Source organism: Collimonas antrihumi, assembly GCF_018304965.1.
GTDB lineage: Bacteria > Pseudomonadota > Gammaproteobacteria > Burkholderiales > Burkholderiaceae_D > Collimonas > Collimonas antrihumi.
Map to the genome: position 1 here is coordinate 32578 of NZ_JAGQED010000006.1, position 23222 is coordinate 55799.

The 23222-nt window shown below is 54.7% G+C and carries 20 protein-coding genes and 4 tRNA genes; 18 read left to right on the forward strand and 6 right to left on the reverse strand.

From position 1 onward, the window contains the following. Positions 1 to 43: 43 nt before the first annotated feature. Positions 44 to 442: a dihydroneopterin aldolase gene (locus KHU29_RS07565; RefSeq protein WP_211452233.1), complete on the reverse strand. Its 399-nt coding sequence runs from the start codon at positions 440 to 442 to the stop codon at positions 44 to 46. A 7-nt stretch (positions 443 to 449) separates the two neighbouring features. Next, the gene (locus tag KHU29_RS07570) at positions 450 to 1229 is read right to left on the reverse strand and encodes an SDR family NAD(P)-dependent oxidoreductase (protein ID WP_211452234.1); all 780 of its coding nucleotides are present in this window, start codon (positions 1227 to 1229) and stop codon (positions 450 to 452) included. A 182-nt stretch (positions 1230 to 1411) separates the two neighbouring features. On the opposite strand from KHU29_RS07570, the gene KHU29_RS07575 reads away from it, so the two are divergent. After that, positions 1412 to 2596 (forward strand): class I SAM-dependent methyltransferase, encoded by a 1185-nt coding sequence (locus tag KHU29_RS07575; RefSeq protein ID WP_211452235.1) that lies wholly within the window; start codon positions 1412 to 1414, stop codon positions 2594 to 2596. Between the two features lie 35 nt (positions 2597 to 2631). After that, positions 2632 to 2826, forward strand: coding sequence for a DUF2905 domain-containing protein (locus tag KHU29_RS07580; RefSeq protein WP_211452236.1), 195 nt, complete (start codon positions 2632 to 2634; stop codon positions 2824 to 2826). A gap of 98 nt (positions 2827 to 2924) precedes the next feature. Here the strand turns inward: KHU29_RS07580 and arsC are convergent, their stop codons facing one another. The 3 genes from arsC to kefF form a co-directional block, all read right to left on the reverse strand. After that, entirely contained in the window at positions 2925 to 3281 is a 357-nt protein-coding gene (gene arsC, locus KHU29_RS07585) for an arsenate reductase (glutaredoxin) (protein ID WP_211452237.1), read from the reverse strand. Further along, the gene (gene kefC, locus KHU29_RS07590) at positions 3278 to 5128 is read right to left on the reverse strand and encodes a glutathione-regulated potassium-efflux system protein KefC (RefSeq protein ID WP_211452238.1); all 1851 of its coding nucleotides are present in this window, start codon (positions 5126 to 5128) and stop codon (positions 3278 to 3280) included. Before kefC ends, arsC begins: the two co-directional genes overlap by 4 nt. Positions 5129 to 5270: 142 nt before the next feature. After that, positions 5271 to 5858, reverse strand: coding sequence for a glutathione-regulated potassium-efflux system oxidoreductase KefF (kefF, locus tag KHU29_RS07595; RefSeq protein WP_211452239.1), 588 nt, complete (start codon positions 5856 to 5858; stop codon positions 5271 to 5273). 208 nt (positions 5859 to 6066) lie between these two features. Here kefF and KHU29_RS07600 point away from each other — a divergent pair, with 208 nt between their 5' ends. The 16 genes from KHU29_RS07600 to KHU29_RS07670 all read left to right on the forward strand — a co-directional run bounded on the left by KHU29_RS07600 (position 6067) and on the right by KHU29_RS07670 (position 22785). After that, a complete protein-coding gene (locus tag KHU29_RS07600; RefSeq protein ID WP_211452240.1) occupies positions 6067 to 7146 on the forward strand; it encodes a gamma-glutamyl-gamma-aminobutyrate hydrolase family protein in 1080 nt (359 codons plus the stop codon). A gap of 171 nt (positions 7147 to 7317) precedes the next feature. Continuing rightward, positions 7318 to 7403: transfer RNA gene (locus KHU29_RS07605), tRNA-Tyr, on the forward strand. 81 nt (positions 7404 to 7484) lie between these two features. Further along, a tRNA-Gly gene (locus KHU29_RS07610) sits at positions 7485 to 7558 on the forward strand. Between the two features lie 90 nt (positions 7559 to 7648). Next, a tRNA-Thr gene (locus tag KHU29_RS07615) sits at positions 7649 to 7723 on the forward strand. A gap of 170 nt (positions 7724 to 7893) precedes the next feature. Then, complete coding sequence (gene tuf / locus KHU29_RS07620; RefSeq protein ID WP_211452241.1) at positions 7894 to 9090, forward strand: elongation factor Tu; 1197 nt, start codon at positions 7894 to 7896, stop codon at positions 9088 to 9090. Between the two features lie 126 nt (positions 9091 to 9216). After that, a tRNA-Trp gene (locus tag KHU29_RS07625) sits at positions 9217 to 9292 on the forward strand. A 45-nt stretch (positions 9293 to 9337) separates the two neighbouring features. Further along, entirely contained in the window at positions 9338 to 9721 is a 384-nt protein-coding gene (gene secE, locus KHU29_RS07630) for a preprotein translocase subunit SecE (RefSeq protein ID WP_092360182.1), read from the forward strand. After that, on the forward strand, positions 9721 to 10320 hold the full coding sequence (gene nusG / locus KHU29_RS07635; protein WP_061936347.1) for a transcription termination/antitermination protein NusG: 600 nt from the start codon (positions 9721 to 9723) through the stop codon (positions 10318 to 10320). The genes secE and nusG overlap by 1 nt, the downstream gene beginning before the upstream one ends. Before the next feature lie 195 nt (positions 10321 to 10515). After that, a complete protein-coding gene (gene rplK / locus KHU29_RS07640) occupies positions 10516 to 10947 on the forward strand; it encodes a 50S ribosomal protein L11 (protein ID WP_038484621.1) in 432 nt (143 codons plus the stop codon). Beyond that, entirely contained in the window at positions 10947 to 11642 is a 696-nt protein-coding gene (gene rplA, locus KHU29_RS07645) for a 50S ribosomal protein L1 (RefSeq protein ID WP_211452242.1), read from the forward strand. Before rplK ends, rplA begins: the two co-directional genes overlap by 1 nt. Before the next feature lie 373 nt (positions 11643 to 12015). Beyond that, the gene (gene rplJ, locus KHU29_RS07650; RefSeq protein WP_211452243.1) at positions 12016 to 12513 is read left to right on the forward strand and encodes a 50S ribosomal protein L10; all 498 of its coding nucleotides are present in this window, start codon (positions 12016 to 12018) and stop codon (positions 12511 to 12513) included. Between the two features lie 73 nt (positions 12514 to 12586). Then, entirely contained in the window at positions 12587 to 12961 is a 375-nt protein-coding gene (gene rplL / locus KHU29_RS07655) for a 50S ribosomal protein L7/L12 (RefSeq protein WP_211452244.1), read from the forward strand. Between the two features lie 292 nt (positions 12962 to 13253). After that, positions 13254 to 17360 (forward strand): DNA-directed RNA polymerase subunit beta, encoded by a 4107-nt coding sequence (gene rpoB / locus KHU29_RS07660; RefSeq protein ID WP_211452245.1) that lies wholly within the window; start codon positions 13254 to 13256, stop codon positions 17358 to 17360. Between the two features lie 147 nt (positions 17361 to 17507). Further along, entirely contained in the window at positions 17508 to 21746 is a 4239-nt protein-coding gene (rpoC, locus tag KHU29_RS07665; RefSeq protein WP_211452246.1) for a DNA-directed RNA polymerase subunit beta', read from the forward strand. Between the two features lie 249 nt (positions 21747 to 21995). Beyond that, a complete protein-coding gene (locus KHU29_RS22515; protein ID WP_425514455.1) occupies positions 21996 to 22427 on the forward strand; it encodes an STM2901 family protein in 432 nt (143 codons plus the stop codon). Position 22428: 1 nt separating this feature from the next. Then, the gene (locus KHU29_RS07670) at positions 22429 to 22785 is read left to right on the forward strand and encodes a DUF1493 family protein (RefSeq protein ID WP_211452247.1); all 357 of its coding nucleotides are present in this window, start codon (positions 22429 to 22431) and stop codon (positions 22783 to 22785) included. Here the strand turns inward: KHU29_RS07670 and KHU29_RS07675 are convergent. Further along, positions 22782 to 23033, reverse strand: coding sequence for a hypothetical protein (locus tag KHU29_RS07675; protein WP_211452248.1), 252 nt, complete (start codon positions 23031 to 23033; stop codon positions 22782 to 22784). The genes KHU29_RS07670 and KHU29_RS07675 overlap by 4 nt on opposite strands. Positions 23034 to 23222: the final 189 nt, after the last annotated feature.

Here is a 23222-nt window from a genome sequence, read left to right on the forward strand (position 1 = left end):
GTTTCAATAGCTCATTCATGGTGACACTCATGGGGATTCGGTTTCAGGCTTTCGGTTTGATCCGAAACACTTCGACGCCAACCGAGCGGCAATCGGGATAGGCGTCAGGTTTCTCGGAGGATACCCGTACCGCGCGCACCCTCGGGTGCAGCAGCATGGCGTTGACGAGGTCGTCGCACAGGGTTTCCTGCAAATGGATATGGCCTTGCGCCATGCGCTTTGCCACGGTATTGCGCATGAAATTGTAATCCAGCACGTCATCCACATGATCTTTGGTGGGCGTCGACAAAGCCAGGGGCACAAACAGGTCGACATTGATCAGCGCGCGTTGCGTGCCTTGTTTTTCGGATTCGTAGACGCCGATATTGATCTGCACTTCGTAGTCGCGCAGGAACAGGCGGCGGCAATCGCTAAGGTCGGGGTGGATGAGTGCGGAGAGCATGATATTTTCAGTGAGGATGGGATGATTTGCCGTGAGCGGCACCTTGGTCCCGTGGGTCGGGATACAAATGTTGGCCGCCATCGACCACTAGTGTACTGCCGGTAATGGCGGAGGAGGAGGCGATAAAACAAACTGTCGCCGCGATGTCTTCTAAAGTGGCCGGCAATCTCGGTTGCTGGCCGTTTGTTGTCAATGGCATGGTCAATGAGGGGGCAACGCCTGCTACCCGCAGCTGCGGCGCGTAAGCCTGCGCCAGCAAGGCGGTGGCGCTGTGCAGCGCTGCTTTTGACAGTGTATACGACAGGAAATCCGGCTGGGGGTTGAACAGCTTTTGATCCAGCACATTGATCACCACCGCTTGCGCGCCTTCGTTCTTGAGGGTAGCAGCATACAGCGCCTGCGCCAACAGGATCGGGGCGGCGAGATTGTTCTGCATGTGACGCTCCAGGCTTGCCGAGGAAAAGCTGGCAGGGTTGTCGTGTTCCATGTGGCTGGCATTATTGACGATGCAGCTGATGTAACCGAGTCCGCCGAGTTGCTGCATCGCACGCGGTAGCAGCGTATTTATTTCAGTTTCCTCGGTCAGCCCGCACTGGATGGCGACGGCCTGCGTGCCCAGCGCCTGGCATTCCTGCACCAATGCCGAGAGCGCCGGCGCTGTGCTGTCATCCTGATAATGCAGCGCCAGATGCCAACCCCGTTGCGCCAGCGCCAGCGCAACGGCGCGGCCGACCGGACTGGCGGCGTCGGTGACAAGGGCAACGGTTGGGGCAACTGGTGTAGGCATGGGTGTAGGCAGATTCATTTACGCAAACTCATGTTCGCAAATTCAGGTGTGCAAATTTATGCACGAATGTTATCTGATCATTATCGCTGAACGGGATTCCAGACGCGTGGCCAGACACTTATTTGCACTGTTTCAATAGCTTCGATTGCTTTCAGCCTGGCGTTATCTTCTACAATAGCGCCATGCAACTGCAATTACCCGAAGCTTCGGTCGAAGCACAGCGCGCATCGCGCCTGTTACACAATCTGATCGCCACTGAAATCCGCCTGCAACATGGCTGGATTTCATTCGCGCGTTATATGGAACTGCTGCTGTACGCGCCGGATCTCGGTTATTACAGCGGCGGCGCGGCAAAATTGGGCAAAGACGGTGATTTTACAACCGCGCCCGAGATTACGCCGCTTTTTGGCGCAACTTTGGCCCATTTGACAACAGAATTACTGGTTTCGTCGCCTGCGCTGCAGCCGCAGATACTGGAATTCGGCGCGGGTAGCGGTCAGCTCGCCTATGACATCCTGACCGAATTGGCCTCCGGCGAAAACGGGTCTGTCGGACTGCAAGCTTATTACATTGTCGAATTGTCAGCTGAGTTGCGGGCGCGTCAGCAGCTCAAATTGCAGGCATTTCCGCAAGTGCAGTGGCTGGATCGCTTGCCCGAGTCCTTTTCCGGTGTGGTGATCGGCAACGAAGTGCTGGATGCAATGCCGGTCGAACTGGTGCTGCGCGGCGCTGAAGGCTGGCTCCAGCGCGGAGTCGGCCTGAGCCAAACCGGTGCGGATGGCGGCGATGGTCAATTTATCTACATCGATCGTCCGGCTGAACCGGCGTTGATAGCGCAAATCCCCGATGCAGAATCACTGACTGTAGGCCATCTGACTGAAGTGCATCCGGTGGCGATCGGTTTCATGCGCTCGCTGGGCACGATGCTGAAGGCGGGGCAGGGCGGCGTTGCCCTGTTCATCGACTATGGTTTCCCCGCCGCGGAATATTATCTGCAGCAACGCGATCAAGGTACGCTGATGTGCCACTACCGTCATCACGCCCATCCCGATCCGTTTTACCTGCCGGGTTTGCAGGACGTCACTGCGCACGTCGATTTCACCGCGATGGCAGTCGCCGCCCTCGATACCGGGCTGGATCTGCTGGGCTATAGCAGTCAAGCTGCTTTCCTGCTGGAAGCCGGGATCGGCAAATTATTGCTGCGCACGCCGCCAGAGAATGCGCTTGCCTATCTGCCGCAAGCCAATGCTTTGCAAAAACTGGTGTCGCCGGCCGAGATGGGCGAGTTGTTCAAGGTTCTGGCAGTAGGCATCAATGCCGAGTTGCCGGCGCGCTTTGCCAGCCACGATCGCAGTCACCGCCTTTGAGTGCAAGATGATGAGCATAAGATGATGAGTACAAGATGATCCGCTGGATGCTGGTGATTTTCGTCGCCGTCATCGTATTTTCCAGTGCGTTGCCCTGGCTGGAAAAACTCGGCCTCGGCCGCTTGCCCGGCGATGTGCGATTTACCCTGTTCGGCAAGAAATTCTCCTTGCCGTTCGCGTCCACAATCCTGCTGTCGACAGTACTGTTCCTGCTGGTCCGGTTGTTGTAGGGCGGGCACATATGCCCACGCGGACCTCAAAATAACCTGAAACGCACGGGCAACTTGAAACACGCGGGCAAAAAAGCTTACCCATCCTACCTGATGTTTTATGTGTCGAGCAGCTCGTTGAACACGCCGGGCGGCCGCGCGATCACCGCCCGATCCTGGTAAGTCACGACAGGCCGCTGCAACAGTTTCGGATGCGCGGCGAGCGCTTGCAGCAATGCTGCATCGTCGGCCTGGACCAGGTTGAGCTCTGCGTATTCAGCCTCATTGTCGCGCACCATGGCGCTGACCGGTCCGCCTAGCTGGCTATGCAGGGTTTTCAGTTGCGCCAAAGTCAGCGGCGTTTTTTGATAATCGATGACTTCCAGTTTGATCTTATGCTCGTTGCAGTATTGCTCGGCAAGAGCCAGTGTTTCGCGTGACTTCGAGCAGCGCGGATTATGGTAGATCGTGATCATGTCGGTTCCTGTGATGTTGGTGTTTGATCCATCGGTATTATTTCATCGTCCCAGCCGCTGACGGGCATGTCTTCACGCAAGATGCGGTCGTGCGCAAACATTTCCTCCAGTTCCTCGCGCGCTTTCTTGGCGATCGAGACGAGTTCTTTCTGGTTCTTCTGGTGCGGGTACATATCGTGCAGGGTTTGCAGGTTATGGGCGCGGAATTTCATTGCGGCCTGGCGTGCCCGGTAGGCGCCGAAGCCCATCTTGCGTAACGCCTGCTGTCCGAGCTGCAAGGCCGACTCGAAGGTTTCGCGCTCAATCACGGTGACGCCCAGATCCATCAAGTCAAAGTAATGTGAAACGTTGCGCGCCCGCGCGACGATCGGCAGATCGGGGACCACGCGCCGCACCGCCGCCACCAGCTTCAGGCTGCCTTCGATGTCATCCAGCGCCACTACCAGCAGGCGCGCCTTGGTGATGCCGGCGGCACGCATCAGGTCCATACGGGTGGCGTCGCCATAGAATACCTTGAAGCCGAATTTACGCAGCATATCGATCTGGTCGGGATCGTGATCGAGCACGGTCAGGCCGATCTTGTTAGCGTGCAGCAGGCGGCCGATGATCTGCCCGAAGCGGCCGAAGCCGGCGATGATGACCGGATTTTCATTGTCATCGATTTCATCGTCGGGACGTTTCTGCGCGGCCAGGAAGTACGGCGCGATGACTTTGTCGTAAATCACCAGCAGCAACGGTGTAGTGACCATCGACAAGGCCACCACTACCACCAGGATCGACGAGGTTTCCTGCGAAAACACGCGGGCGGTGGCGGCAGCGCCGAATACCACGAACGCGAATTCGCCGCCTTGCGACAGCAATGCCGCAAACAGGAATTGCTGGGCACGGGCGATCTGAAACACTTTGCTGAGCAGATACAGCACCGCCAGTTTGATCGCCAGGAAGCCGGCCACCAGGCCCAGGATCAGCCACGGCTGGCTTAGCAGCAAACCAAAATCGACCGACATGCCGACCGCAATGAAGAACAGTCCCAGCAGCAAGCCTTTGAACGGTTCCAGATCGGTTTCCAGCGCATGCCGATATTCCGAATCGGCCAGCAGAACGCCTGCCAGGAAGCTGCCCAATGCCATCGACATGCCTACCGATTCCATCAGCAGCCCGATGGCGATCACCAGCAATAGCGCGAATGCAGTGAAAATTTCGCGCAGTCCGGTGCGGGCAATAATGCGCATCAGGGGCCGGATCAGATAACGGCCGCCGATGATCAGCGTGGCGATAACCGCCACCACCTTCAGGCCGCCGATCCAGCCTTCACCGCTGCCGTGGGCGGCCGCAACGCCGAGCACCGGCACGATGGCGATCATCGGGATCGCCGCGATGTCCTGGAACAGCAAGATGGCAAAGCCGGCATTGCCGGCGGGAGTGGCGTTCAGCTTGCGCTCGTTGATGGTAGCCAGCGCGATGGCGGTGGACGAGAGCGACATGCCGAGCGCGGCGATCAGCGCGGTTTTCCAGTCGACCCCCGCAACCACGGCGGCGCCGAACAGCGCCAGCGAAACCGTCGCCACCTGGGCCGTGCCCCAGCCGAAAATCGAGCGCCGCAACGACCACAGGCGCTTGGGATCAAGCTCCAGGCCGATCATGAATAGCAGCAGCACCACGCCGAATTCGGAGAAATGCAGGATGTCTTCGACATTGTCGATCAGGCGCAAGCCCCAGGGGCCAATGGCCATGCCGGCCAGTAAATAGCCCAGCACCGCACCCAAGCCAAGGCGTTTGGCAATCGGCACTGCTGCGACCGCCGCCGCCAGGTAAATCAATGCGTTGAACAGGAGGTTTTTTTCCATAAGGTGGCTTTTAAAATTCCGTCATCCCCGCGCACGCGGGCACCAAGGTGGGGAATCCAAGTTGCAGCATGACATTGCAACTAAGATGGATTCCCGCGTGCGCGGGAACGACGCAAGGAAGGTTATTCGATTTCCCCATAAATCAAGCGCCTGTTAGCGATGTCAATGGCTCTACTGCCACTAGTTCCGGCCAGTTCGGGTAATTCGCCAGGCGCTTCCGGTAGATCTCGATGTGCGCTGCCAGGGTTTTCTGGTTGACTTGATGTGCGCCAAACAGCAGGTGCGGCGGTAACCAGCGCATGCCGCATAACTGCGCAGTTTGCTGGAACGGTGGCAGGAACGCCGAGAAGGGAAACAGATTATGACCTTCCGTCTGATACGAGCGATCCGAGCCGCCGGTGGTGGCGACCAGCCAGAAATCCTTGCCGTGCAAGGCGTCGCCGCCCGCGCCATAGGCCCAGCCAGGCGTAAATACGCAGTCGAGCCACTGTTTCAGCAGCGCCGGCATGCTGTACCACTGGACCGGGTGCTGGAACACGATCAGGTCGGCTTGTGCCACCAGCGCCTGCTCACGCCGTACGGGGATATGGAAATCCGGATACAGCTCGTACAGATCGTGTACGTGTACATTGGGCACTTTGGCGGCGGCTTCGGCCATTCGCCGGTTGGCGCGCGAGTGATGCGGCGTCGGGTGCGCGTACAAGATCAGGATTTGCGGTGGTTTAGTCATGACGAGCGATGATGGTTGCGGGCTAAATGGTAAGAATGCGTAACACTGGATGAACTGATACTGAAAACATTGCTCACACAGGAATCAAGTCTATACTTTGGCGAACTGATTTGGACCAGGTCCGGCGCCAGGGCATTATTTTTGCTTGCAGCGGACATGCTAGCAGCACTTCCTCAAATTTATTTATTTCTGACAATTTCTGACAACTATGTCTGACGCCAAAGATCCCCAATCAAACGACCCTGCCCAGCAAGCCTCGACGTCGGCGCCTGATGCCGCCGTCGACGCGAAGCCTGTTACCCCTCCTGAGCCAGCTGCAGCCGAGCCGATGAAGGCCGAACAACCGATTCACGCCCATGCCGCGCCCCAGCCTGCCGCAGCCAGCCCCTTCCGGGCATCCGGCCCGGGCGGCGACGACAGTCCGCCGTGGCCACAGACCTGGAAGTTGATCGCGGCGCGTTTCCGTGCGTTGTCGGACAAGGCTGGCCGGCGCATGATGCAACGGACCTTGAAGATCGGCATTTCGGCGCGGATCTTCCATCCGGAAGAGGGCGCCAAAGGATTGCGTGGCCGGACGCTGCAATATCTGGAGGAATCCATCGCGCAGTGGGTCATGTCGCGCAATGTGCTGGTATTCATGATTCCTACCGTCAACACCAATGGCCTGGTCCATCCCAGCTCGATCCGGCTGCGCGACTACGCCAAGCACCTGGACGGCCTGGTGTTGCAAGGCGGCGCCGACGTCTCGCCGCAAAGTTATGCGCAAGCTGCCACCCGGCCCGAATGGGGCGGCGACCGGGTGCGCGACATGTACGAGCTGGAGCTGCTGCATGAATTCATCGAAGCAGGCAAACCGGTGCTGGGGATTTGCCGCGGTTGCCAGTTGATCAATGTTGCCTTCGGCGGCACCTTGTACCAAGACATCGCGACCGATGTCCCTACCTCGATCAAGCATGTGAACGACGAATACGACCGGCTGCACCATGCGATCCAGTTCCCGCCGGGTTCCTCGTTGGCAACTTTGTTCAATAGCCATGGCAGCGAGCAAAACGAGTGGGTGGTCAATTCCATCCATCATCAGGCGGTGCGCGACCTGGGGCGCGACCTGACGGTAGAGGCGATCTCCGGCAGCGACAATATCGTTGAGGCAATACGTTACCGCAAGGCAGCTTTTGTCATGGGTTTGCAGTGGCATCCCGAATTCCATCGCGCCGGCGGCCCGCAGTTGCTGGATTGCACGCCGATACTCGATGGGTTTTTAAGAGCTGCACGCGAGACGCGTTTCTGATATTATCTTGCGCCTTGGCCGGTGAAGCATTTTTCCCCGATTTTTCCGATTCCGGCCAGGCCCGGTGACGATCCGACGGTGAAATTGAAAAAAACTAAGAAATTTTTAGAAGAAATCAATTTTCATGGTTGACACTCAAAGGGTGCTTTACTATAATCTGGGGTTCCCTGCGGAGAGGTGGCCGAGTGGTTAATGGCAGCAGACTGTAAATCTGCCCTCTTACGAGTACGCTGGTTCGAATCCAGCCCTCTCCACCATTTTGGGAAGAAGTAAAAAGCAGTTGCAGTAAAAAATTGTTGCAGCGGTAGAAGTGAAGTGAGCTGAATTGAAGTGATCTCGCGGGTGTAGCTCAATGGTAGAGCTGAAGCCTTCCAAGCTTATGACGAGGGTTCGATTCCCTTCACCCGCTCCAGTAGATTTTGCAAGAACTAGCAAGAATCAGTAAGAATATAAAGTTGGGCGTGTTGTTGGTGTAGTTGCCAATAAGTGCGCATACAGCATAGCCCTTGTAGCTCAGTGGTAGAGCACTCCCTTGGTAAGGGAGAGGCCACGTGTTCGATCCACGTCAAGGGCACCAGATTTAGTTGTTTTCGGTGCTCGCATTGGGCGCTGTAGAAGCTGAAGCTTCAAAAGTTCAGTATCACAATAGATTCGAATTTAATGCGTGAGCTTCTGATTCGGGTTTTCAAACTGTAAGACGGTCGGGCGCGTGCCTGAACATTCTCATCAAATCTTTAGGAGTCTAAGATGGCAAAAGGCAAGTTTGAGCGGACCAAGCCGCACGTGAATGTGGGCACGATTGGCCACGTTGACCACGGCAAGACCACGCTGACAGCAGCGATCGCGACAGTATTGTCGAAGAAATTTGGCGGCGAAGCCAAAGCGTACGATCAAATTGACGCAGCGCCAGAAGAAAAAGCGCGCGGCATCACGATCAACACTGCGCACGTTGAATACGAAACTGCAAGCCGCCACTACGCCCACGTTGACTGCCCAGGCCATGCTGACTATGTGAAAAACATGATCACCGGCGCGGCACAGATGGACGGTGCGATCCTGGTTTGCTCCGCAGCTGACGGCCCGATGCCACAAACGCGTGAACACATCCTGTTGTCGCGTCAGGTTGGCGTGCCATACATCATCGTGTTCCTGAACAAAGCCGACATGGTCGACGACGAAGAGTTGCTCGAGCTGGTTGAAATGGAAGTGCGCGAGCTGTTGACCAAGTATGATTTCCCGGGCGACGACCTGCCAATCATCAAGGGTTCGGCGAAGCTGGCTCTGGAAGGCGACACTGGCCCATTGGGCGAGCAAGCCATCATGGCACTGGCTGAAGCGCTGGATACTTACATCCCGACACCGGAACGTGCTGTTGACGGCGCCTTCCTGCTGCCAGTGGAAGACGTATTCTCGATCTCCGGCCGCGGTACTGTGGTGACCGGTCGTATCGAGCGCGGTATCGTCAAGGTTGGCGAAGCCCTGCAAATCATCGGTATCCGTGATACTCAAGATACAACCTGTACTGGCGTTGAAATGTTCCGCAAGCTGCTGGACCAAGGTCAGGCAGGCGACAACGTAGGTGTGTTGTTGCGCGGTACCAAGCGTGAAGACGTAGAGCGGGGCCAGGTATTGGCTAAGCCGAACTCGATCAAGCCACACAAGCATTTCACTGGCGAGATCTATGTTCTGTCGAAAGACGAAGGCGGCCGTCATACACCTTTCTTCAACAACTATCGTCCACAGTTCTACTTCCGTACAACGGACGTGACTGGTTCGATCGAGTTGCCGAAAGACAAAGAAATGGTGATGCCAGGCGATAACGTGTCGATCACCGTGATGTTGATCAACCCGATCGCGATGGAAGAAGGTCTGCGTTTCGCGATCCGCGAAGGTGGCCGTACTGTTGGTGCGGGTGTTGTTGCCAAGATCCTGCCTGACGCGTAATAGCAAAAAGTTGTAATCGCCGCGACCCGGGAAATTCCCGCCTCGCGGCGTTGATGTCTGAATGGTATGCAAACGTTAAGTATCAAGTTGGCTGGCCAAGCCGTTCAGATAAAGTGTTTTAAGCGTAGGGGTGTAGCTCAATTGGCAGAGCGCCGGTCTCCAAAACCGGAGGTTGGGGGTTCGATGCCCTCCGCCCCTGCCACCGATTCAGGTGTAGGGTACTGAAGTTACTGAAAGTAAGCCGCGTATGTCTAACCACCCTGTGCAAACTGTCGGCGAAGCCGGTAGCAAGCTCAAAGTAATACTGGCAGTTTTGGCTGTCGTTGCCGGCGTTGTCGGCTTTTATTTTTTGTCGGGCCAGTCTGGTCTGGTGCGCGCTGGTGCACTGGTTGCCGGTTTGGTGGTGGCAGTCGCGCTGGCATGGACTTCGACCCAAGGTCGTGAGTTCCTTGGTTTTGCCAAAGAAGCCGTGCGTGAGACCAAAAAAGTTGTTTGGCCGACCCGCAAGGAAGCGATGCAGATCACTGCCATCGTTTTCGCATTTGTGCTGGTAATGGCAATTTTCTTGTGGGGCATCGACAAGCTCCTCGAGGTCTTGTTGTACGACGTGATTTTGGGTTGGAAACAATAATGAGCGATAGCACACAAAACGATGCGCAAGCAACTCCGCCTGCTGTGACGCCTTCGGCGCCAGCGGGCAAAAAGCGCTGGTATGTGGTGCATGCTTATTCCGGTATGGAAAAGAGCGTGCAACGCGCGCTGACCGAGCGGATCGACCGCGCTGGAATGCAAGAACAGTTTGGCCAGATCCTGGTGCCGACTGAAGAAGTGATTGAAGTCAAGAATGGCCAGAAAGCCGTTACCGAACGTCGTTTCTTCCCAGGCTATGTTCTGGTTGAGATGGAAATGACCGACGAAACCTGGCATCTGGTCAAGAACACCAACAAGGTAACCGGTTTCATCGGCGGCAAGTCGAACAAGCCTACCCCGATTCCGCAGCATGAAGTCGACAAGATCATGCAGCAGATGCAAGACGGCATCGAGAAGCCGCGGCCTAAGGTCTTGTATGAAGTTGGCGAGCTGGTACGTATCAAGGAAGGTGCTTTCACCGACTTCAACGGCAACGTGGAAGAAGTGAATTACGAAAAATCGCGCGTTCGCGTGACCGTCACCATCTTCGGCCGTGCTACACCGGTTGAGCTGGAGTTCGACAAGGTTGAAAAGGTCTGACCTGGTTTTGCCGGGCTAGATAGCAGATAGCACAGTAATAATTAATACCAGTAACAAGAAGAACAACAAATTAAACGCCGTTCGGAGCGTCATGAATTAAACCTCATGGAATTCGATGCAGTAAGAGGAGCCCCACTAGATCAGATCGTGGTTTGATCGACCGGGCGCTAATACTCACAACAATCAGGAGCCATCATGGCAAAGAAAATCATTGGTTTTATCAAGCTGCAAGTTCCAGCTGGTAAAGCAAACCCATCCCCACCAATTGGTCCAGCACTGGGTCAGCGCGGTCTGAACATCATGGAATTCTGTAAGGCATTTAATGCCCAGACCCAAGGTGTTGAGCCAGGTCTGCCAATTCCAGTCGTGATCACAGCGTTCGCCGACAAATCCTTCACATTCGTGATGAAGACTCCTCCGGCAACGATCCTGATCAAGAAGGCTGCTGGTATCACCAAGGGTTCGGCTAAGCCGCATACCGACAAAGTCGGTTCGATCACCCGTAAGCAAGCAGAAGAAATCGCTACCTTGAAGAAGCCCGATTTGACTGGTGCTGATCTGGAAGCTGGCGTACGTACTATCGCCGGTTCTGCTCGTTCGATGGGCATCACGGTGGAGGGTCTGTAATGGCTAAGTTAACTAAACGCGCAAAAGCGATCAAATCCAAGATTGATAGCACCAAGGTATATCCATTTGACAGCGCTGTTGCGTTGATCAAGGAATGCGCTACTGCAAAATTCAATGAATCGATCGATGTGTCCGTCCAATTGGGCGTTGATGCAAAGAAATCGGACCAAGTGGTTCGCGGTTCCGTCGTGCTGCCAGCTGGCACCGGCAAGACCGTTCGCGTTGCAGTATTTGCTTCCGGCGAAAAAGCCGAACAAGCTAAAGCTGCCGGCGCCGACATCGTTGGTATGGACGACCTGGCTGAGCAAATCAAAGCCGGCAACATGCCTTTCGACATCGTGATCGCATCGCCAGATACCATGCGTATCGTTGGTACCCTGGGCCAGATCCTGGGACCACGCGGCCTGATGCCAAATCCGAAGGTTGGTACCGTGACTGCTGACGTTGCTACTGCCGTCAAGAATGCAAAAGCCGGTCAAGTGCAATACCGTACCGACAAAGCCGGTATCGTTCACGCAACTATCGGTCGTAAATCGTTTAGCGATGCAGAACTGAAGTCCAACTTGTTGGCACTGATCGACGCATTGAGCAAAGCTAAGCCAGCTACCAGCAAGGGTGTATACCTGCGCAAGGTTTCCCTGTCTTCGACAATGGGTGCCGGCGTTCGTGTCGATCAGTCGACACTGGCTGCGTAATTAAGCTAGCTGTATTGAATCAAGTCCTGAAGGCGGTGCGTAAGTCGCATTGTCATCAGGCGAATCTTTGGGCTGGATCTGTATTGGCGGTATCGATGCAGGTCCAGGCAATCAAAGACCGTTGGGCGGCGTGTAGCAGGTAGTACACAAAGTTAAACATCAAACGGGCAATCGTTTGGCACCCAACGCAGATGGTGTACCCGAACAAGTTTTGTAGTCTCATCGCTGTGTGTGAATTTACTTCGAGTATTTACCCCGAATATTCATGCGCAAGTTCTGAACTCCTAACTTCGGACGCCGTGTTCGAACCGATGTGAGGTAAGTAGCCATTTGAGGTTATGTAATTTCCGAGCATCATTTTTGGAGGTTGATCTTGAGTCTCAATCTGAATGACAAAAAGGCCGTAGTCGCCGAAGTCTCTGCAAAAGTAGCTGCTGCTCAGACTATCGTCGTGGCCGAATATCGTGGCATCCAGGTTGGTCACTTGACCCAACTGCGCGCTAATGCGCGTACCCAGGGTGTGTACTTGCGTGTATTGAAAAATACACTGGCACGTCGCGCCGTTGAAGGTACCGCGTTTGCCGACCTCGCCAAAGACATGACCGGCCCGTTGATCTATTCGATCTCCGCGGACGCCGTTGCTGCTGCAAAAGTCATCAACGACTTTGCAAAAACCAACGACAAACTGGTCGTCAAGGCAGGTAACTTCGCTGGTAAGTCGCTGGATAAGGCGGCTGTACAAGCGTTGGCAAACATTCCAAGCCGCGAAGTTCTGCTGGCCCAAGTTGTGGGCATGATGCAAGCTCCGTTGTCTGGATTTGTGCGTGGTTTGGCTGCTCTGGCAGCAAAGAAAGAAGCCGAAGCTGCTTAATTGCAGTTTTCTGGCGCTTTCTTGGCGTTAAAACCAATCTGATGTTATTACTGTAAAAAATTAGGAGTTTCACATGGCACTTGACAAAGACGCAATCCTGGACGCAGTTGGCGCCCTGACCGTTTTGGAATTGAATGACCTGGTAAAGGCATTTGAAGAGAAGTTTGGCGTTTCCGCAGCTGCTGTTGCAGTTGCTGGCGGCGCAGGCGGCGGCGCTGCTGCTGCTGCTGAAGAGCAAACCGAGTTCACCGTTATGCTCAAAGGCATCGGCGCGAACAAGGTTGGCGTAATTAAGGCAGTTCGCGAAATCACCGGTCTGGGCTTGAAAGAAGCTAAAGACCTGGTTGACGGCGCACCGAAGGCAGTTAAAGAAGGCGTTTCGAAAGCCGACGCTGATGCAGCAGCCAAGAAATTGGTTGAAGCCGGCGCAGAAGCTGAAATCAAGTAATTTCAGCTTTTTAGAGCGCATTAATTGCGCTGGAGTCAAAGTGCAGAACTCTCGAAAAGGAGAGTTCGGCTTTGGCTCCTTTGTCGTTTTCGATTTTGTTTAGCGCTTGTTGTTTTATTAAGCGTCCGTTGCCATCAAGCTCGAAGGGCTGAGACTTGAGGAATTGTTGGTTAAGACAGTTCAACTTAGACCATTACTAGATCATTACTAGATCATTAGTTTTATCTACTTTGACTGAAAGATCCAGCGAATCCTGAATTCTCTATCCTTCCTGTCACTCACGGAGTGTTCAATGCACTACTCATTTACTGAGAAGAAGCGTATTCGTAAATCTTTTGCGAAACGCGCTAACGTTCACCACGTTCCGTTCCTGCTGGCGACCCAGCTCGAGTCGTATCTTGGCTTTTTACAAGCAGACAAAGTACCGTCTCAACGTAAGAACGAGGGCCTGCAATCGGCTTTCACTTCTATTTTCCCTATCGTTTCGCACAATGGTTTTGCGCGTCTCGAGTTCCTGTCGTACGTTCTCGGTGATCCACCGTTTGACGTCAAGGAATGCCAACAGCGCGGACTGACGTTCGCGTCGCCACTGCGTGCCAAGGTACGTCTGGTGATTCTTGATAAAGAATCGCCGACCAAGCCGGTCGTCAAGGAAATGAAAGAGCAAGAAGTTTACATGGGCGAATTGCCGCTCATGACAACTACCGGCTCGTTCGTGATCAACGGCACCGAGCGCGTTATCGTATCGCAGCTGCATCGCTCACCGGGCGTGTTCTTTGAACATGACCGCGGCAAGACGCATTCGTCCGGTAAGTTGCTGTTCTCGGCACGTATCATTCCTTACCGTGGTTCATGGCTCGACTTCGAGTTCGATCCGAAAGACATCCTGTTCTTCCGCGTCGACCGTCGCCGCAAGATGCCAGTCACGATCCTGCTGAAAGCAATCGGCATGTCGGTCGAGCAGATCCTGGCTAACTTCTTCGTATTCGACAACTTTGCGTTGCGTAACGAAGGCGCCGAGATGGAATTCGTCGCAGAACGCCTGCGCGGTGAAGTCGCGCGTTTCGACATCACCGACAAATCGGGCAAGGTCCTGGTCGCTAAAGACAAGCGTATCAACTCCAAGCACGTGCGTGACGTTGAAGCTGCCGGCATCAAGCATATCTCGGTACCGGAAGACTATCTGCTGGGCCGCGTCCTGGCGCGCAACATCGTTGACGGCGACACTGGCGAAGTGGTTGCCAACGCCAACGACGAGTTGACTGAAGAGTTGCTGGCCAAGCTGCGCGAAGCAGACGTTACCGATATCCAGACTCTGTACACCAACGATCTGGACCAAGGTAGCTACATCTCGCAAACTCTGCGTAGCGATGACACCAACGACCAGATGGCTGCCCGCGTTGCGATCTATCGCATGATGCGTCCTGGCGAACCGCCAACCGAAGATTCGGTTGAAGCGCTGTTCAACGGCCTGTTCTACAACGCCGATCGTTACGATCTGTCGGCTGTCGGCCGCATGAAGTTCAACCGCCGTATCGGCCGCGATGAACTGACTGGCGCCATGACGCTGTCGAACGAAGACGTGCTGGCTGTGATCAAGATCCTGGTTGAATTGCGTAACGGCCGCGGCGAAGTGGACGATATCGATCACTTGGGTAACCGTCGTGTGCGTTGTGTCGGCGAACTCGCCGAGAACCAATTCCGTGCCGGTCTGGTGCGGGTTGAGCGCGCAGTCAAGGAACGTCTCGGCCAAGCCGAAGCGGACAACCTGATGCCGCATGACCTGATCAATTCCAAGCCGATTTCGGCTGCTATCCGTGAATTCTTCGGTTCGTCGCAGTTGTCGCAGTTTATGGACCAAACCAATCCGCTGTCGGAAATCACCCACAAGCGCCGTGTATCGGCACTTGGACCGGGCGGTTTGACCCGTGAGCGTGCCGGCTTTGAAGTCCGCGACGTGCATCCGACCCATTACGGCCGCGTTTGCCCGATCGAAACACCGGAAGGCCCGAACATTGGTCTGATCAACTCGCTGGCTTTGTATGCTCGCCTGAACGAATACGGTTTCCTCGAGACACCGTACCGCAAGGTTGAAGACAGCAAGGTTACCGACCAGATCGATTATCTGTCGGCTATTGAAGAAGGTCGCTACATCATCGCCCAGGCGAATGCGACTATCGACAAGTCCCTGAAATTGTCCGATGAACTGGTTTCTGCACGTGAAGCCGGCGAAACAATCCTGGTCTCGCCAGAACGCGTCCAGTATATGGACGTGGCGCCAGGCCAGGTGGTTTCGGTTGCCGCTTCGCTGATCCCGTTCCTCGAACACGATGATGCGAACCGTGCGTTGATGGGTGCCAACATGCAACGTCAGGCAGTTCCTTGCTTGCGTCCAGAGAAGGCATTGGTCGGTACCGGTATCGAACGTACCGTGGCTGTCGACTCGGGTACCACCGTGCAGGCACTGCGTGGCGGTATCGTCGATTACGTCGATGCGGGCCGTGTCGTTATTCGTGTGAATGACGAAGAAGCGACTGCCGGCGAAGTCGGTGTCGATATCTACAACCTGATCAAGTACACACGTTCGAACCAGAACACCAACATCAACCAACGGCCAATCGTGCAAGTTGGTGACCGCGTCGCCAAGCATGACGTGATCGCCGATGGCGCATCGACCGATCTGGGCGAGCTGGCGTTGGGTCAGAACATGCTGGTGGCGTTTATGCCATGGAACGGTTACAACTTCGAAGATTCGATTTTGATCTCCGAAAAAGTCGTGGCTGACGATCGCTACACTTCGATCCATATCGAAGAGTTGTCGGTGGTTGCACGTGACACCAAGCTGGGCGCTGAAGAAATCACCCGCGACATCTCCAACCTGGCCGAAAATCAGTTGGCGCGTCTGGATGAATCCGGCATCGTCTACATCGGTGCTGAAGTTGAAGCCGGCGATACGCTGGTCGGTAAGGTGACACCTAAGGGTGAAACCCAGCTGACACCTGAAGAAAAGCTGCTGCGCGCGATCTTCGGTGAAAAAGCATCGGACGTAAAAGATACATCGCTGCGCGTGCCTTCGGGCATGGTCGGTACGGTGATCGATGTGCAAGTGTTTACCCGCGAAGGCATCCAACGCGACAAACGTGCACAACAGATTATCGACGACGAACTGCAACGCTATCGCCTGGACCTGAACGACCAGTTGCGGATTGTTGAAGGCGATGCCTTCGAGCGTCTGGAACGTATGTTGATCGGCAAGGTTGTCAACGGTGGTCCGAAGAAATTGGCCAAGGGCGCCAAGCTGACCAAGGAATACCTGGCAGACCTGGACAAATACCACTGGTTCGATATTCGTCCTGCGGATGACGATGCTGCCGTGGCACTGGAAGCGATCAAGGAATCGATCGCCGAGAAGCGCCACCAGTTCGATCTGGCATTTGAAGAAAAGCGCAAAAAGCTGACCCAGGGCGATGAGCTGCAGCCTGGCGTACAAAAAATGGTCAAGGTTTACCTGGCTGTCAAGCGCCGTCTGCAACCAGGCGACAAGATGGCCGGTCGTCACGGTAACAAGGGTGTGGTTTCGCGCATTCTGCCGATCGAAGACATGCCGCACATGGCTGACGGTACACCAGCAGATATCGTGCTGAACCCGTTGGGCGTTCCATCGCGGATGAACATCGGTCAGGTTCTGGAAGTGCATCTGGGCTGGGCTGCCAAGGGTCTGGGTCTGCGTATCGGCGAAATGCTGAAGGCGCAAACCAAGATTGCCGAGCTGCGCAAGTTCCTGAACACGATCTACAACGAATCGGGCAAGACGGAAGATCTGGACGGCTTGAGCGATGACGAAATCTTGCATCTGGCGGATAACCTGAAGCAGGGTGTGCCATTCGCTACACCAGTGTTCGACGGTGCGCACGAAGAAGAAATTCGTCGCATGCTGGATCTGGCATACCCGGAGGCAATCGCCAAGCAGCTCGGCATGACGCCATCGAAGAACCAGGTCACGATGTATGACGGCCGTACCGGTGAAGCCTTCGAGCGTAACGTCACGGTCGGCTACATGCATTACCTGAAACTGCACCATCTGGTCGATGACAAGATGCATGCACGTTCCACCGGCCCTTACTCGCTGGTTACTCAGCAGCCGCTGGGTGGTAAAGCGCAGTTCGGTGGCCAGCGTTTCGGTGAGATGGAAGTTTGGGCATTGGAAGCTTACGGTGCGTCGTACGTGCTGCAAGAAATGCTGACAGTGAAGTCGGATGACGTAAACGGCCGTACCAAAGTGTATGAAAACCTGGTCAAGGGTGACCATGTAATCGATGCTGGCATGCCGGAATCCTTCAACGTGTTGTTGAAAGAAATCCGCTCGCTGGGTATCGACATGGACCTCGACCGCGAGTAATCCGAGTACAGAGAAGTAGGGTGGGCAGATTTTCTGCCCACGCTGAATCGGCTCCCTTAAAGAGCAACGTTCCGCGTGGACACTGGTGCCCACCTTACGCAGCAACAGTAAAGAATCTTAGTTTCTTCACGCCAACTGGAGTGATACATGAAAGCACTGCTCGATTTATTCAAGCAAGTTCAGCAAAATGAACAGTTCGACTCGATCAAGATTGGTCTGGCGTCGCCCGAAAAAATTCGTTCGTGGTCTTATGGCGAAGTAAAAAAGCCTGAAACCATCAACTATCGTACCTTCAAGCCAGAGCGCGACGGTCTGTTTTGCGCCAAGATTTTTGGCCCGATCAAGGATTACGAATGCCTCTGCGGTAAGTACAAGCGTCTGAAGCATCGCGGTGTTATCTGCGAAAAGTGCGGCGTTGAAGTCACGCTGGCAAAAGTGCGTCGCGAACGCATGGGTCACATTGAACTGGCCTCGCCAACTGCGCATATCTGGTTCCTGAAATCGCTGCCGTCGCGTCTGGGTATGGTCCTCGACATGACCCTGCGGGATATCGAACGCGTATTGTATTTTGAAGCCTACGTCATTACCGATCCAGGTATGACTCCGCTGAAACGCTGCCAGATCATGTCGGAAGACGACTACGCTGCCAAGTACGAAGAGTACGGCGACGATTTCACCGCATTCATGGGCGCCGAAGGCATCCGTGAGTTGCTGCGCGCGATCGATATCGATCGTGATGCGGAAACCCTGCGTCAGGAATTGAAAGAGTCGAAGTCCGAAGCCAAGATCAAGAAATACGCCAAGCGCCTGAAAGTGCTGGAAGCGTTCCAACGTTCGGGCATCAAGCCTGACTGGATGATCATGGAAGTGTTGCCGGTGCTCCCGCCTGAGTTGCGTCCGCTGGTACCGCTGGATGGCGGCCGTTTCGCTACCTCCGACCTGAACGACCTGTATCGCCGCGTCATCAACCGTAACAACCGCCTGAAGCGCCTGATGGAATTGCGCGCTCCGGAAATCATCACCCGCAACGAAAAGCGGATGTTGCAAGAAGCGGTCGACTCGCTGCTGGACAACGGCCGTCGCGGTAAGGCAATGACTGGCGCCAACAAGCGTCCGCTGAAATCCCTGGCAGAAATGATCAAGGGTAAGGGCGGCCGTTTCCGTCAGAACTTGCTGGGTAAGCGCGTCGACTATTCCGGCCGTTCGGTTATCGTGGTGGGTCCGCAACTGAAACTGCATCAATGCGGCTTGCCGAAATTGATGGCGTTGGAACTGTTCAAGCCATTCATTTTCCACAAGCTGGAAGTGATGGGCATCGCCAGCACGATCAAGGCAGCCAAGAAGGAAGTTGAAAACCAGACATCCGTGGTGTGGGACATCCTGGAAGACGTGATCCGTGAACATCCGGTCATGTTGAACCGTGCGCCTACATTGCACCGCTTGGGTATCCAGGCGTTTGAGCCGGTCCTGATCGAAGGCAAGGCAATCCAATTGCACCCGCTGGTCTGCGCCGCATTCAACGCCGACTTTGACGGCGACCAAATGGCGGTCCACGTGCCACTGTCGATCGAAGCACAGATGGAAGCGCGCACTTTGATGCTGGCTTCCAACAACATCCTGTTCCCATCGAACGGCGAACCGTCGATCGTACCGTCGCAGGATATCGTGTTGGGTCTGTACTACGCCACCCGTGAGCAAATCAACGGCAAGGGCGAAGGCATGATGTTCCCTGACGTGTCGGAAGCGATCCGTGCCTACGACAACAAGGAAGTCGAGCTGACTACCCGTGTTACCGTGCGTATTACCGAGTATCCGAAGGATCCGGTCACAGGTGAATTCGTCAAGACCATCAAGCGTTACGAAACGACTGTCGGCCGTGCGATCCTGTCGGAAATCCTGCCTAAGGGCTTGCCATTCACCGTGCTGAACCGCGCGTTGAAGAAGAAGGAAATCTCGAAGCTGATCAACACGGCATTCCGTAAGTGCGGCCTGCGCGCTACGGTGGTGTTTGCCGACCAGCTGATGCAGTCCGGTTTCCGTTTGGCGACCCGCGCTGGTATCTCGATTTGCGTGGATGACATGCTGGTACCGCCACAAAAGGCAACCATCATCGCTACCGCAGAACAAGAAGTGAAACAGATCGAACAGCAGTACTCGTCCGGTCTGGTCACTGCCGGCGAACGCTACAACAAGGTTGTGGACATCTGGGGCAAGGCTGGCGACGACGTCGGCAAGGCCATGATGGAACAGCTGAAGGTAGAAGACGTGGTTCGCCGCGACGGCACCAAGGGTACGCAAGAATCGTTCAATGCGATTTACATGATGGCCGACTCCGGTGCGCGCGGTTCCGCGGCACAGATTCGTCAGCTGGCCGGTATGCGTGGCCTGATGGCGAAACCGGATGGTTCGATTATCGAAACGCCGATCACCGCGAACTTCCGCGAAGGTCTGAATGTTTTGCAGTACTTTATTTCGACCCACGGTGCACGTAAAGGTCTGGCCGATACTGCGTTGAAGACGGCGAACTCGGGTTACCTGACACGTCGTCTGGTTGACGTGACCCAGGATCTGGTGGTGATCGAAGACGACTGCGGCACTTCCAACGGCGCCTCGATGAAGGCGATGGTTGAAGGTGGTGAAGTTATCGAAGCGCTGCGCGACCGTATCCTCGGCCGTGTTGCTGCTAACGACATCGTCAATCCGGAAACCCAAGGCACGCTGTACGAAGCCGGCACGTTGCTGGACGAAGATGCAGTTGAAGAAATCGAACGCCTGGGCATCGATGAAGTCAAGGTTCGTACACCACTGACATGTGACACACGCTACGGCCTGTGCGCACAATGTTACGGTCGCGACCTGGGCCGCGGCTCGTTGGTCAACAACGGTGAAGCAGTCGGTGTGGTTGCTGCGCAGTCGATCGGTGAACCTGGTACCCAGCTGACCATGCGTACGTTCCACATCGGTGGTGCGGCATCGCGTTCGGCAGTGGCATCCAGTGTTGAAGCCAAGTCCAACGGTACGGTCCGCTTCACGGCGACCATGCGTTACGTGACTAACGGCAAGGGCGAGCTGATCGTGATTTCCCGTTCCGGTGAAGTCCTGATCACCGACGACCATGGCCGTGAGCGTGAGCGTCATAAAGTACCTTACGGTGCAACCCTGATCGTCAAGGATGGCTTGACCATCAAGGCCGGCACGGCATTGGCGACATGGGATCCGTTGACCCGTCCGATCATTACCGAGTACACCGGTACCGTCCGCTTCGAGAACGTCGAAGAAGGTTCGACCGTTGCCCGTCAGATCGATGAAGTTACCGGTCTGTCGACATTGGTGGTTATCGATGCGAAGCGTCGTGGTTCGGTTACCAAGACTGTTCGTCCACAGGTCAAACTGTTGAACGAGCAAGGCGAAGAAGTCAAGATCGCCGGTACTGAACACGCAGTGACGATCGGCTTCCAGGTCGGCGCGCTGATTACCGTGAAAGACGGTCAGCAAGTGCACGTTGGTGAAGTGCTGGCACGTATCCCGACTGAATCGCAAAAGACGCGCGATATTACCGGTGGTCTGCCACGCGTTGCCGAGCTGTTCGAAGCACGTTCGCCGAAGGATGCGGGTATGCTGGCTGAAGTCACTGGTACTGTGGCGTTCGGTAAGGAAACCAAGGGTAAGCAACGTCTGGAAATCACAGACATGGACGGTAACAAGCACGAGTTCCTGATCACCAAGGACAAGCAAGTGCTGGTACATGACGGCCAGGTTGTGAACAAGGGCGAAATGATTGTCGACGGCCCGGCCGATCCGCAAGACATCCTGCGCCTGTTGGGTATCGAAGCGCTGGCACGTTACATCGTCGACGAAGTTCAAGACGTGTACCGCTTGCAAGGCGTGAAGATCAACGACAAGCACATCGAAGTGATCGTACGCCAGATGTTGCGTCGCGTTCAGATCGTTGATGCCGGCGATGCGTCTTACATCACTGGTGAGCAGGTTGAGCGTTCGGAACTGCTGGACGAAAACGATCGCGTGATTGCAGCGGGCAAGATTCCTGCAACATACGAAAACGTATTGCTGGGTATTACCAAGGCATCCTTGTCGACCGATTCGTTCATCTCGGCCGCATCGTTCCAGGAAACCACCCGGGTGTTGACCGAAGCCGCAATCATGGGCAAGAAAGACACTCTGCGCGGTCTGAAGGAAAACGTTATCGTCGGCCGTCTGATTCCAGCCGGCACCGGTCTCGCGTTCCATCGTGCACGCAAGGAAAAAGACAGCTGGGAAGCGGAAGAGCGCACAGCACTGTTGCAATCCGAGCAGGCAGCACGTCTGGCTGCAGCGGAAGCACGCGCAGCTGAAGAGCTGGGCGCACAGGAAAGCGGCGAAGCTTAATCCTTTAGTTGGGTAAGTAAGCAAAACGGCAGTGGATGAGAAATCATCCACTGCCGTTTTTATTTGTGCGAATCATATGAACACGTATCTTGAATGTGATTTTGGTACGTCTGAATTAATTCTTTGGCAGGTTTCAAAGAGCGGCTTTTAGGGCATGTCTTAGAAGATTGCCTGCAAAATCTACTAATGCAATATCGTTTTTAGTTACAATTGAATGTCAATTAAATAACTAAATGACGAAGGAATTGGATAAGCAATGTGTATAGTTTCGGAATTCATCAAAACCTTACCCCGCCACAGCTCTTTTTACTGATCACGGTGGATGAGACGTGCAAAGAGTTGGGTATCGAGGACGCGGGAGGTGTAGCGATGGTTCTTTTGGGGCAACCAATTATCAAGACGCGAGGAAAATTTGCAGGGGCTGTCAAAGGCACTTCTGTGGCTTCTATTATTTCGCGCCGTGCCCTTCCGTTTCAACTTAAGCATAGAATCCTTCCAACCGTTACGTCCTTTAAAAGTCTCATGTTTTTGCGAATCAAATTCACTAAAAACCTCGGGGCGTTTGTCGGCAGGGCAGTTCCAGGGGTGGGGTGGGTGATACTTGGTACAGACGTTTCGAAAATCTTGTACCGCTCCGTGATGTTATATCAGCAGATGGTCAGTCCTAAGGATAGGATCTGAAATGGCACAATCCGCTGCGGCTTGGGATGGACTGGTTACATTTCTTGTCGCGAAAATTGGTAAGCCATTGTTCGGACGGGATGAGATCACGAGAGATCAAGATCTTTATCATGATCTTGATCTTGAACCGCAAGCAATTGACGAGCTGATGAAAGATTTTGCACTTCGTTTCCAGGTGGATATCTCCGAATTTGATTTGCAATACTACTACCCTCTTTTCGGGGCTGGGCATCTTGAATTTCTAAAATGCCTTATGGCATCACCGATCTCAGCATCAGCGAGAGAGCGGTTGGGAGGGCGGATGATCACCATCGGCATGCTTGAAGATGCAATGAAGATCAATAAATGGACACGCTAGTTCGGTAGAATGTCTAATTGCTTGAACAGGTCGGATGCGGTGAGAGCCTGGAATATATCTTCACCCTTGCGCCCGTTGAGTATCGTCTCAGCCGTCAGCATGTTTGGCGTCTCGTAGCTGGTGACGTGGGGGCGCATAAGGTCGCGAATGCTCTGGGCAGCAGAGCGACGGCGAACTGCAGCGACAGCCCTGAATTGGTAACATCGTTCCTGCTCCATATTGATCGGCATTTGCGCCCCCTTGTCCATGTAAAGCTCCTCCGTCATATTAGCGACATTCGGCCGACGCCATATTCATATAACGCAAATTTAGCCCGAAACTTATGCAGTTAAGTAGGGTGGGCACAAATGCAGGCTCACCTTACGCGGAGATTTACTGGGGGGCTCTTGACTGAACCGGACTACATTTATGGTCTTTATTGTTTCGTGCCCTAAACA